Here is a 12,350-nt window from a genome sequence, read left to right on the forward strand (position 1 = left end):
TTCCTATAAATTGTATTGCTTTGCTAAGCTTAAATGAGCAAAAAAGAAACAATTCAAGCAAATTACAAACTTGTTATAGGGACATAGCTATGAAGATTCTGCACTACACCATTTTGGTCAGTTGTTTATCCATTTGCATGCCTGTATTGGCTGAAAACCAATACTTACAACAACAGTTAGAACCTATCCTGATTGGTGAATCTCACAGTATTGAAAGAGAACACATCCATTCTCCTGACATGACCGTTGCCACCTATAAAGCAAATGGTTTTGAACGTGTTTGGAATGACACCAAATATGCAAAACAAGCTCTCAAGTTAATTGCTCAATCAGAGCTTGAAGGCCTCTCACCCAATGACTATCACTTTGATACATTAATGGCGCTGGCCAACGAAATAGATAAACGCGGAGCAGAGGCTGTCGAAGCTCAGTTTGATGTACTTATGACAGATGCTGTCACGACGTATGCAAAACACTTAATACGCGGAAAAATAAACCCAAAACAACTTACTGCAACATGGAATTATGGACAGTTTGACGTCAGTCCTGATGCTGCAGCTGCCTCTTTACTTAAACACGTTAAGTCTAAAAGCCTTGATAAAGGCCTTGAAAACCTTAAGCCCGTATTACCTCATTACAAACGCTTAAAAGATGCTTTAGTGTTTTACCGAGAACTTGATGCAACTGGCGAGTTACCTGCCATCACATTGCAAAACAATATATTAAAACCGGGTCAATCAGACGCAGCAGTACCGCTGTTAAGACAAAAGTTAAAGCGCTTAAATTATTTTCAAGGCAGTGGTAGTGATGATACTGATTATGACAACGAGCTAGTTGCAGCAGTTAAGAATTTTCAGAATGCTCATCAAGTTACTGACGACGGTGTGATTGGAAACGCAACGTTAAAATTACTCAACAAAGATTACAGTGAATACATTGATGATATTTTAGTAAACCTAGAGCGTATTCGTTGGGTTGATAATACTCTCACAGAGCGCTTCTTAGTGGTAAATATCGCTGGTTTTAAACTATTTTTATTTGAAGACAACAAATTAAAATGGCAAACCAATGTGGTCGTTGGCAGAAACTACACCAAAACCCCAATATTTAAAGGGCAAATGAGCTATATCGTGATGAATCCAACATGGACAGTACCGCGGAGTATTTCTGGTGGCATCATCAAAAAAATGAAAGAAAACCCAAACTACTTAAACGAGAAAGATTTTGTTGTGGTTGATAGTCGCCGTAACCCAGTGGATAGCGAGAGTATTGATTGGGCAAATGCTAGTCGTAAGAACTTTCCGTACTGGTTTGTACAACAACCTTCAGAGAATAATTCATTGGGACAAATTAAATTTATGTTTCCTAATAAATACTCAATTTATTTGCACGACACCCCTGCAAAAACATTATTTCAGCAAGACCAACGTGCATTTAGCCACGGCTGTGTAAGAGTTGATGACCCATTCACCTTAGCTGAGAAAATATTAGAAACGTCAGATAATTGGAGTCGTAGCGACATTGATGACGCCATTGCTGCAAAAGAGACTACAAAAATCAGCTTATCAAAACCGCTAGATGTACTTTTAATGTACTGGACAGTCGCAGGTGACGACGAGAGCTTACAATTTTATACCGATGTCTATAATCGCGATGGCGCGTTATTAAAAGCACTCACCACGCCATTAGCAAATAATACAATTTAGAGGTCACTATGTATTTCAGCCGTATTATTTTAAGTGTGTTCTTCGCGTTAACTACATGCTCTGTTGCTGCCATTGAATTAAGCGACTCGCTGCACAGCATTGTTCTTGATGCAAAACAGGTTCTAACACTTGATAACACGGCTGATTTTGCTCCAACTGCAGTATCAGACGTTGAGACTGAGCGATTAGGGCCAAATAGCATTGCAATTTACGCCCCAGAAAATGCAGGGTTTTATAACCTAGTATTGAGTAACGATGAAACCAGTAAACACCTACTTGTGATTGTTAAAAAACCATTCAATGCAAACAATAAACAGTTAAATAATTACCAAATAGGCCTCTACCCTACGCCCTATAAAGGCTACACACAATACAGTGCACCTAACGGGTTTATAGAAATTTTTGAGAAAGACTTATCACGCCAGCTGACTCCTCATGTGCAAGTTAAAAATATAATTTGTAAGCAAGTGAGTGGCTTTCCTAAATATCTTTATGTCAACAACGGTGGCTTGATGATGCTCGAAGAACTACTCAAGTTTGTACAAAGTGAAGGGATTAAAGTCAGCAAGTTTGCCTTTATCAGCGGCTATAGAACACCCCACTACAATCGCTCAATTGGTAATGGCAAATATAGTCGACACCAATATGGCGATGCTTTCGATTTATACATAGACGAAGATAGTGATGGCCGAATGGACGATTTAAATGGCGACGGCAAACTGACAGTTGCTGATGTAGATGTACTTTATAAAGTGTTCGAAAAATTTCAAAAACAAAGCCGTTATAATGGTGGTATAGGGCGCTATAGACCCGCCTCCCATCACGGTGGTTTTGTACATATAGATAACCGAGGATTTACCGCGAGGTGGTAATACAACCTTCATATAATCCTTGTTTAAAGATCATCCGATTGCATTATTTTTGCTTGATTGCTAAGTTATTGTGTACAAGGGAAAACCGCAGCAAAAAATGTAATTCATGATAGTGGTATTGATGATTCACAACTTGATTTAATCGCCCGACTCAATGACAGACAACCATCAGTTAGTACAACTCTCTATGTCAGTAACGGTGATCTAATAAGCCCCGCTGATTATTGGCAAGCACTTCAAAATGAGAGTGTCTCTGTTGTGCATTACAGTGATTTAGACCACACAAAAATGGTAAGCCTTATCAGTCAAGCCATGCGCAATGAGGTTTTACATAGATTAATGTAACCAACAAATAACAAGGATAGCAATGAACATACACTTTAAGAAATTAAGATTGCTTGTAGTTTTTTATTTACTCGCAATTTCAAGCCTTGCCCATAGCCAAAATATGCAAACAGAGATGGCCGACTTTATTCAAGGCTTTCATGAATACAAGCAGTTTAACGGCAATGTATTAGTTGCAAAGGATGGAAAAGTACTGTTTGAAAAAAGCTTTGGCTATGCCAACTTTGAGTGGGATATAAAGCATAGTGATAAAAGTAAGTTTAGAATTGGCTCTATAACAAAACAGTTTACCGCCATGTTAATCCTGCAATTGGCACAAAATAATAAGCTTAAACTCGATGATCATCTTGCAACATACCTTCCTGAATACAGACAAGATATTGCCAATAAAATTACTCTTCGCCAAATACTTAATCATACCTCTGGTCTTGGTAATTATACCCAAGCAAAATCGTTTCGTGATGAGTACAGCCGAAACCCCTACAGTGTTGATGAATTTATTCGCTTGCTATGTAGTGATGATCTAGTGTTCGAACCTGGCACTGAATTTCGTTATAGCAATTCTGGCTATTTTATTTTGGGTGCGGTAATTGAAAAGGTAACTGGCCAAAAATATAAAGAGGTATTACAGCAGAATATTTTAGACCCACTTAAAATGAAGGATACAGGTTATGACTCCCACAATAAAATCATTAAATTTCGCGCCTCTGGATACGACAACGGGCTAGCTGGTTATAGCAACACCGATTATTTAGATATGTCTATCCCGTATGCAGCTGGGTCAATGTATTCAACAGCGCGGGATTTACTAAAATGGGATCAAGCCCTTTACTCAGATAAGTTATTAAACGACGCATATGAAAAGCAGATGTATCAAGTTTCTGGGCAAAGAAATTATGCGCTTGGTTGGGAAGTAACAAAGCTCGATAAAAACATTTACGGAAAACCCCTAACACGTATTCAACATGGCGGTGGTATCAATGGTTTCAATGCGTTTATAAGTAGAATTATCGAAGACAAATTACTTATTGTCATTCTAAATAACACGGGTGGTGCACCTCTCACCCCCATGACTAACGGTCTCTTGGCAATCTACTATGACAAACCTTATGAAAAAGCGACAGAACATGTAGATAGCAAGCTTTATAAAGCATTTAAAAGTGAAGGTATTAAAGGGCTCAAGAAAACCTATAAGCAAATGGTGAATGATGGGAATACGCCAAGAGAATGGTCGTTAAACTACTTGGGTTATGAATTAATGCAGATGAAAGAACTAGATGCCGCAATTACTGTATTTGAACTCAACAATCAATCTTATCCAGAATCAGCAAACACTTATGACAGTTTAGGTGAAGCATATTTAGCAGTCGGCGATAAACAAAAAGCATTGGCAAGTTACAAAAATGCTCTTAACTTGAATCCTGACAGTGAAAGCGCTAAACAAGCAATTGAGAAATTACAATAAATAAGCCTTGTAACTCAATACCTAAAATAATTAGTTATCGAGTACCCGCTTATCTAAAATGCCTTTTTCAATCAGTTGAGTGAGAATCGCCTTGGTTTTTGCTCGACATATATCACGAACTAAACGAACCGCAGGTGTTATAGATTGTCGACTTGGACAGATTAACCAAAGCTCGGCACATAAGTGAGGGTAATTTTGCATAACCGGCACGACCCGACCTTTAAGTAAATCATCACTGATATCAATGCATGATTTAACAGCTAGACCTTTACCAGCCACACACCAACGTCTTACTAAATCTCCATCATTAGACGCTCGGCGGCCTTGCATTTTCACTTTAAAACGCTCTGTTCCATCGGTAAATTCCCAAACATTGTTGATGATATCTTGAAGTTGATAAAATAAACCTTGATGCTGGTTTAATTCATCAGGATGTGTCGGCGCTCCATATTCGGCAAGGTACTCTGGGGTTGCACATAACAACCGAGGAACATTACAAATTTTAAAGCCATATAAGTTTGAGTCTGATGGCGAGCCATATCTGAGCGCAAAATCAACAGAGTCTCGGTAAAAGTCGACATTACTATCGCTAATATGAGGACGCATACTCAGCTTTGGATATTCATCAAGTAACTCATCTAACCAAGGAATAATAATGTTGCGGCCTAAATCTGAAGATAATGCAACTCTTAGCTCACCTTCTATTTCATCATGCTCGCCTTTTAAGGCAAGTGTCGCTTGCTCTAGCATGAGCACCGCTTGCTGACACTGAGGCAAAAAACGCTCCCCTGACGCCGATAAACGTAAATGGCGAGTAGTACGAACAAACAATTCAGTACCAAGAGCTGCTTCAACGCGCTTAATTGCTGCACTAGCGGTTGCAGCACGCATGTCTAATTTTGCCGCAGCGGTTGTAATACTGCGAAACTCTGCAACCTTGAGGATTAATTTGAGATCTTCAACCAGCATATTAACTAAAAATTTTTGATAATGTTTATTCGATTATGCGCTTTATCGTAAAGTATGCAAAGCGTAAACTGCACCTAATTGTTATACATGCGGGAGCAAATCATGACACACCCTATTATTTCTGACTTACAACGCCGATACACAAGTAAGCGCTACGACGCATCAAGGCAAATTAGCCAAGCAGACTTAGCTGTAATTTTAGAAGCTTTACGCTTATCGCCATCGTCTATTAATTCTCAACCATGGAAGTTTATAGTCATCGAATCAGAGCAAGCAAAACAACGTTTCCACGATAGTTTTGCAAATAAGTTTCAGTTTAATCAGGTACATGCAAAAACTGCATCACATACTATTTTATTTGCTTATAACCCAAGTTATAAACGTGATGACTATGAAAAAGTCATCGATGCAGATATTGCTAATGGTCGCACAAAAGCTGAAAACAAAGAGCAGGCGTTTGGTGCGTTCGCATTTGTTGATTTAAATACTGATGACCATGGCGATAACGCTGCTTGGACTAAATCTCAAACCTACATTGCATTAGGTAATACTATGCATACTGTGGCTCGTTTAGGTTTAGATTCAACACCGATGGAAGGCGTCGATAAAGACTTACTCGGTGAACTATTTGCTGATGAGTTAGATGGTTATGTATGTGAAGTGGCACTCGCTATTGGTTATCACGAACCAGAGCAAGATTATAATGCTACATTACCAAAATCTCGTTTAGATAAAGACGCGGTAATTACTGTAGTATAAAACCTATAAATTATGCAGGCTTTGCCTGCATAATTGTTATTTTAAGTCTGTCTTTACAATGATATTACTCGCCATACCTTCACATAAGTCTGCAGTTATTGTGGCAACTGCTCCATTTATTAATGCTAAATTAGGGGCAACGTGACCAATGTCCGCATCAACAATAACTGGGAACAAATTACCTTTAAATGCGAGTTCGATTGCTTGGTATTCATCAAAATAGCAGTCGTTATTAATTGCTGGACTGCGGCCGAATACCACCGCATTTACATCGGTGAATACATCATTCAACTTTAACGATAACAAACAACGTGCTAATGCCATCGGGCTGAGCTCTGCATTTTCTAAATATAAAATTAAGCCCTCTGGCGCATACTGCTTTTTAAATTCATGCAATGCATAGTAATTTGAGGGTAGCAACAAGCCAAGAGTATCTAAGCAACCGCCGATTAAACGCCCTGAAACTTCAATCTGGCGTTTATCTTTATAGTTAATACAGCGCCATTGACTCGGGGCTGTATAGTCAAATTGAGCTTGCGGATCGGCTTTATAATCAATTGGTTTTTGCTGATAATAAGGAGACGCGACTTGGTGCAGTTGCTGTTTTTCTTCAAGTGACATTGCACTGAATATATTTGCTAAATAAACATCTGAATCGTCAGGGTGAATTTGCATTAAATTCGCAGCGTGCAAGGTTGCCCAGCCACAACGAGTTGTTAATGCACATGCAAAAGTGCTTATATCTGAAAAGCCAACCAACCATTTAGGCCTTGCTTTACTTATCGCATTAAAGTCGAGAAGCGGTAAAATCTCCATGGTGAGATCGCCCCCCCAAGGTGGCATGATGGCTGCTATTGAATCATCAGTTAAATACTCCATTAGCTCATCAGCACGTTGCTTTGCACTATTGTGTGACTGACGCAAGCAGGCACCCTCAATGACAGTAAAACCTTTGGCTGTTAAGCCATTAAGTACTAAGTCTAAACGCGTATGAAACGCTGTATCTACACCTGATGAAAAAGCACATATGGCTATTTTATCGCCTTGAAAAAGCGGTTTAGGATACTGAATTTTCGCCATTATTACTCCTTCATTACGACTGTCTTGTAGTCAACGTACCGAATAAATCCACGCATGTAAACAGGTATAAAAAAACCGCAGTATATAACTGCGGTTTTTATCAATGCTTGGTTAAGCTACTAAATATACTCAACTTCAATGATTTCGTACTCTACTTCACCGTTTGGCGTTTTAATGATAACGGCATCATCTACCTCTTTACCAATTAAACCACGCGCGATTGGTGAGTTAACAGAAATCAGGTTGTTTTTGATATCTGCTTCGTCATCGCCTACGATTTGGTATTTTACTTCAGCATCGGTTTCAACATTAACGATAGTGACCGTTGTGCCAAAAATAACTTTACCTGTGTTAGGCATTTTAGTTACATCAATGATTTGCACATTTGAAAGCTTCGCTTCAATTTCTTGAATACGGCCTTCGCAGAAACCTTGTTGCTCACGAGCAGCATGGTATTCAGCGTTTTCTTTCAAATCACCGTGCTCACGTGCTTCAGCAATATCAGCAACGATTTTTGGACGGGTAACTGTTTTTAATTCGTTAAGTTCTTCGCGCAGTAATGCTGCACCACGAACTGTCATCGGAATTGATTGCATATTATTCTCACTTAATCCCAAGGGCGATTGCCTCGCCCTTGGCACATTTCCTTAGTTCATTCGCTGGTGTAGTTCCTGAACTGACGTCACCTTGCTACGGTCGTCTGCTTGGTTTGCAGTACAGTTAGCAAATGCCGCGTTCAGAGTCGTTGTGTAGTTAGTCTTATGCTGTAACGCACCACGACGTAACACCTTCGAATCTTCAATCGCTTGGCGGCCTTCAGTAGTGTTTACAATGTAGCTGTATTCACCATTTTTAATTCTATCAAGAATATGAGGACGACCTTCGTATACCTTGTTCACGCGACGAACTGCAATGCCTGCTTCTTCAAGTGCTTTTGCAGTGCCACCTGTCGCATCTAGCTCGAAACCAAGTTCAGTCATGGTTTTAGCTAGTTCAACAATACGTGGTTTGTCACTGTTGCGTACCGATAGTAACGCGCGACCACCGCGTGGTAAAGTGTTGCTTGCACCTAATTGTGCTTTAGCGAATGCTTCGGCGAAAGTTTCACCAACACCCATTACCTCACCCGTTGAGCGCATTTCAGGGCCACGGATTGGGTCAACACCTTGGAACTTAGCAAATGGCAGTACCACTTCTTTTACGCTGTAGTAAGGTGGGATTACTTCTTTTGTAATACCTTGACTTGCCAGCGACTGACCTGCCATACAACGTGCCGCTACTTTAGCAAGTGCAACACCTGTCGCTTTTGAAACAAACGGTACTGTACGCGCAGCACGTGGGTTTACTTCGATTAAGTAAACTTTACCGTCTTTCACAGCAAACTGAGTATTCATTAGACCTACTACGCCAAGCTCTAGAGCCATATCAGTCACTTGCTTACGCATCACGTCTTGCACTTCGGCTGTTAATGAGTGAGCTGGTAATGAACACGCTGAGTCACCTGAGTGAACACCTGCTTGCTCGATATGCTCCATGATACCACCGATGATTACTTGCTCACCGTCACAGATAGCGTCAACGTCAACTTCGATTGCGTTATCTAAGAAATGGTCAAGTAGTACTGGCGCTTCATTTGATGCAGATACCGCTTCAGTCATGTAACGACGTAAATCGTCTTCATCATAAACTACTTCCATCGCACGACCACCTAGTACGTACGAAGGACGTACTACGAGTGGGAAGCCAATTTCAGCAGACTTAACAATCGCTTCTTCTAAAGAAGTAACCGTTGCATTCTCTGGTTGAAGAAGGTTTAGACGCTCAACAAGCTGTTGGAAACGCTCACGGTCTTCTGCACGGTCGATTGCATCTGGTGAAGTACCAATTACTGGCACACCATTCGCTTCAAGTTCACGAGCAAGTTTCAGTGGAGTTTGACCACCGTACTGAACGATAACACCTTTTGGCTTTTCAACACGTACGATTTCTAATACATCTTCTAGCGTGATTGGCTCGAAGAATAGACGATCAGATGTATCGTAGTCAGTTGAAACAGTTTCAGGGTTACAGTTAACCATAATTGTTTCGTAACCATCTTCACGTAAAGCTAATGCAGCGTGAACACAACAGTAATCGAATTCGATACCTTGACCGATACGGTTAGGGCCACCACCGATTACCATGATTTTATCTTTGTCAGATGGATTCGCTTCACACTCTTCATCATAAGATGAGTACATATAAGCTGTGTCAGAGCTGAACTCTGCAGCACAGGTATCAACGCGCTTGTATACAGGCACGATATCTAACTGGTGACGCTTCTTGCGAATTTCTGCTTCAGAAACACCTGCAATTTCAGCGATACGCGCATCAGCAAAGCCTTTACGCTTAAGCTTACGTAAGAACTCAGCATTTAAACCAGCCATACCTACTTCGCTGATTGTTGCTTCGTCTTTTAAGATGTCTTCGATTTGCACTAGGTACCAAGGGTCAATCTTAGTTAGTTCGAAAACTTCTTCAACGCTCATACCGTGACGCATTGCATCTGCTACGTACCAAATACGCTCAGCACCTGGCTCGCGTAATTCACGGATGATTTTTTCTTTCGCTTTCGGATCATCCAGGGCTACAACTGGGTTGAAGCCTGTTGCGCCTACTTCTAGGCCACGTAATGCTTTATGCAGTGACTCTTGTTGATTACGACCAATCGCCATAACTTCACCCACAGATTTCATCTGTGTTGTTAAACGGTCGTTTGAACCTGCGAATTTTTCGAAGTTAAAACGTGGGATCTTAGTAACAACGTAGTCGATCGACGGCTCGAAAGACGCTGGTGTTTTACCGCCAGTGATGTCGTTTTGTAGCTCATCAAGCGTGTAACCTACAGCTAATTTCGCTGCGATTTTCGCAATTGGGAAACCTGTTGCTTTTGATGCTAGTGCAGATGAACGCGATACACGTGGATTCATCTCGATGATAACCATACGGCCATCAACTGGATTCACACCAAACTGTACGTTTGAACCACCTGTTTCAACACCAATTTCACGAAGTACCGCCATCGATGCATTACGCATGATTTGGTATTCTTTATCAGTCAGTGTTTGCGCTGGAGCAACCGTGATTGAGTCACCAGTGTGAACACCCATAGGGTCAAAGTTTTCGATAGAACATACGATGATACAGTTGTCGTTTTTGTCACGAACAACTTCCATTTCGTACTCTTTCCAACCGATTAATGATTCATCGATTAAAAGTTCATTTGTTGGTGATAAATCTAAACCACGCTCACAAATTTCATCAAATTCTTCTTGGTTGTATGCAACACCACCACCAGTACCACCCATAGTGAATGATGGACGAATGATACATGGGAAACCGATGCGACTAAGAACATCGTGTGCTTCTTCCATTGAGTGAGCGATTTCTGCACGCGGACACTCAAGGCCAATGTTCTTCATTGCTACGTCAAAACGCTCACGGTTTTCAGCTTTATCGATTGCATCAGCAGTTGCACCGATTAGCTCAACACCGTGTTTTGCCAGTACGCCGTGCTTATCTAAGTCAAGCGCACAGTTTAATGCTGTTTGACCACCCATAGTAGGTAGTACTGCATCTGGCTTTTCTTTTTCAATGATTTTCTCTACCACTTCCCAGTGAATTGGTTCGATGTACGTCGCATCCGCCATTTCAGGGTCAGTCATGATAGTTGCAGGGTTCGAGTTTACAAGAATTACTCGAAAGCCTTCTTCTCGTAGTGCTTTACACGCTTGTGCACCAGAGTAGTCAAATTCACAAGCTTGACCGATTACGATCGGGCCTGCGCCTAAGATAAGAATGCTTTTTATGTCGGTACGTTTTGGCATTGTTACTCCGGTTAAATTAGTTAGAACGTGCTTGCATCAAGTCGATGAAGTGGTCAAATAATGGCGCCGCATCATGTGGACCTGGGCTTGCTTCTGGGTGACCTTGGAAGCTAAATGCAGGCTTATCTGTGCGGTGAATACCTTGTAGGGTGCCATCGAATAATGAAACGTGAGTTGCACGTAAATTCGCTGGTAATGTTGCTTCGTCAGCTGCGAAACCGTGGTTTTGCGCTGTGATCATTACAACATTGCGGTCAAGGTCTTTAACTGGGTGGTTACCACCGTGGTGACCAAACTTCATTTTCACCGTTTGTGCACCTGAAGCAAGTGCAAGTAATTGGTGACCTAAACAGATACCAAAAATTGGCGTGTCTGTTTCTAGGAAAGTTTTAATGGCTTCAATCGCGTAAGTACACGGCTCAGGGTCGCCTGGGCCATTTGATAAGAAGATACCGTCTGGGTTTAATGCCAGTACATCTTCTGCAGATGTTTGTGCAGGAACGACAGTTAATTTACAACCGCGGTCAACTAACATACGTAAGATATTACGTTTAACACCGAAGTCATAAGCAACAACGTGGAACTTCTCGTCTGCTGCTTCTAGCGTTTTAAAGCCTGAACCTAAAGTCCAGCTTGATTCGCGCCACTCAAAATTTTCCTTGGTTGAGACAACTTTTGCTAAATCCATGCCTTTTAAGCCTGGGAAGGCTTGCGCAGCTTCAAGCGCTTTATTCTCATCTAACTCGTCGCCTGCAATGATACAACCATTTTGAGCGCCTTTATCACGTAAGATACGTGTTAATTTACGAGTGTCGATGTCTGCAATACCTAAGATATTGCGTTCTTTTAAGTAATCACTTAACGATTGCTCGTTACGGAAATTACTTGCTAGCAGTGGCAAATCACGGATCACTAGGCCTTTAGCCCAGATTTGACCCGCTTCTTCGTCTTCGCTGTTAGTACCCGTATTACCGATATGTGGGTACGTCAAAGTTACGATTTGTTCCGCGTATGAAGGGTCAGTCAAAATTTCTTGATAACCAGTCATAGACGTATTGAATACTACTTCACCGACTGACATGCCGTCAGCGCCGATTGCAGTACCGCGAAACACTGTGCCGTCTTCTAGGACTAACAGAGCGGATTTAGTCAAGTTAACCTCCTAACAGTAAAAAACGGGAGTAAAGTCATTTGCTCTACTGCCCGTTTAAAGCGATTGGAAACACGCATTTATGAATTTTTGGCAAATTGGCACTATTCTACAGTAAATTAGCTTTCAGATCTAATC

The 12,350-nt window shown here is 41.1% G+C and carries 10 protein-coding genes; 5 read left to right on the top strand and 5 right to left on the bottom strand.

Features of this window, described 5'->3' with window-relative positions; all coding sequences use genetic code 11:
* Positions 1 to 89 precede the first annotated feature (89 nt).
* The 4 genes from L1D46_RS17400 to L1D46_RS17415 are packed head-to-tail and all read left to right on the top strand — an operon-like array spanning position 90 to position 4,388.
* Positions 90 to 1,706: a L,D-transpeptidase family protein gene (locus tag L1D46_RS17400; protein ID WP_239977942.1), complete on the top strand. Its 1,617-nt coding sequence runs from the start codon at positions 90 to 92 to the stop codon at positions 1,704 to 1,706.
* An 8-nt stretch (positions 1,707 to 1,714) separates the two neighbouring features.
* Complete coding sequence (locus L1D46_RS17405; protein ID WP_178927111.1) at positions 1,715 to 2,578, top strand: D-Ala-D-Ala carboxypeptidase family metallohydrolase; 864 nt, start codon at positions 1,715 to 1,717, stop codon at positions 2,576 to 2,578.
* Positions 2,579 to 2,635: 57 nt separating this feature from the next.
* Positions 2,636 to 2,923 carry a hypothetical protein gene (locus L1D46_RS17410; RefSeq protein ID WP_239977943.1) on the top strand — a complete coding sequence of 96 codons (288 nt, stop codon included), beginning with the start codon at positions 2,636 to 2,638 and terminating at the stop codon, positions 2,921 to 2,923.
* Between the two features lie 22 nt (positions 2,924 to 2,945).
* Complete coding sequence (locus L1D46_RS17415) at positions 2,946 to 4,388, top strand: serine hydrolase (RefSeq protein WP_239977944.1); 1,443 nt, start codon at positions 2,946 to 2,948, stop codon at positions 4,386 to 4,388.
* A 30-nt stretch (positions 4,389 to 4,418) separates the two neighbouring features.
* Here the strand turns inward: L1D46_RS17415 and L1D46_RS17420 are convergent, their stop codons facing one another.
* Positions 4,419 to 5,357 carry a LysR family transcriptional regulator gene (locus L1D46_RS17420; protein WP_239977945.1) on the bottom strand — a complete coding sequence of 313 codons (939 nt, stop codon included), beginning with the start codon at positions 5,355 to 5,357 and terminating at the stop codon, positions 4,419 to 4,421.
* 102 nt (positions 5,358 to 5,459) lie between these two features.
* On the opposite strand from L1D46_RS17420, the gene L1D46_RS17425 reads away from it, so the two are divergent.
* The gene (locus L1D46_RS17425) at positions 5,460 to 6,116 is read left to right on the top strand and encodes a nitroreductase family protein (RefSeq protein WP_130051293.1); all 657 of its coding nucleotides are present in this window, start codon (positions 5,460 to 5,462) and stop codon (positions 6,114 to 6,116) included.
* A gap of 36 nt (positions 6,117 to 6,152) precedes the next feature.
* On the opposite strand, the gene L1D46_RS17430 is transcribed toward L1D46_RS17425, so the two are convergent.
* From L1D46_RS17430 to carA, 4 genes are all read right to left on the bottom strand, one after another.
* Positions 6,153 to 7,196, bottom strand: a complete 1,044-nt coding sequence (locus L1D46_RS17430) for a S66 peptidase family protein (protein ID WP_239977946.1) — start codon at positions 7,194 to 7,196, stop codon at positions 6,153 to 6,155.
* A gap of 119 nt (positions 7,197 to 7,315) precedes the next feature.
* Positions 7,316 to 7,792, bottom strand: coding sequence for a transcription elongation factor GreA (gene greA / locus L1D46_RS17435; RefSeq protein WP_054551507.1), 477 nt, complete (start codon positions 7,790 to 7,792; stop codon positions 7,316 to 7,318).
* A 51-nt stretch (positions 7,793 to 7,843) separates the two neighbouring features.
* Positions 7,844 to 11,062, bottom strand: coding sequence for a carbamoyl-phosphate synthase large subunit (gene carB / locus L1D46_RS17440; protein WP_130051291.1), 3,219 nt, complete (start codon positions 11,060 to 11,062; stop codon positions 7,844 to 7,846).
* Positions 11,063 to 11,078: 16 nt separating this feature from the next.
* Positions 11,079 to 12,215, bottom strand: coding sequence for a glutamine-hydrolyzing carbamoyl-phosphate synthase small subunit (gene carA, locus L1D46_RS17445; protein WP_055020805.1), 1,137 nt, complete (start codon positions 12,213 to 12,215; stop codon positions 11,079 to 11,081).
* Positions 12,216 to 12,350: the final 135 nt, after the last annotated feature.

It is taken from the genome of Pseudoalteromonas sp. Isolate3, from assembly GCF_022398505.1.
Classification (GTDB): Bacteria; Pseudomonadota; Gammaproteobacteria; order Enterobacterales; family Alteromonadaceae; genus Pseudoalteromonas; species Pseudoalteromonas apostichopi.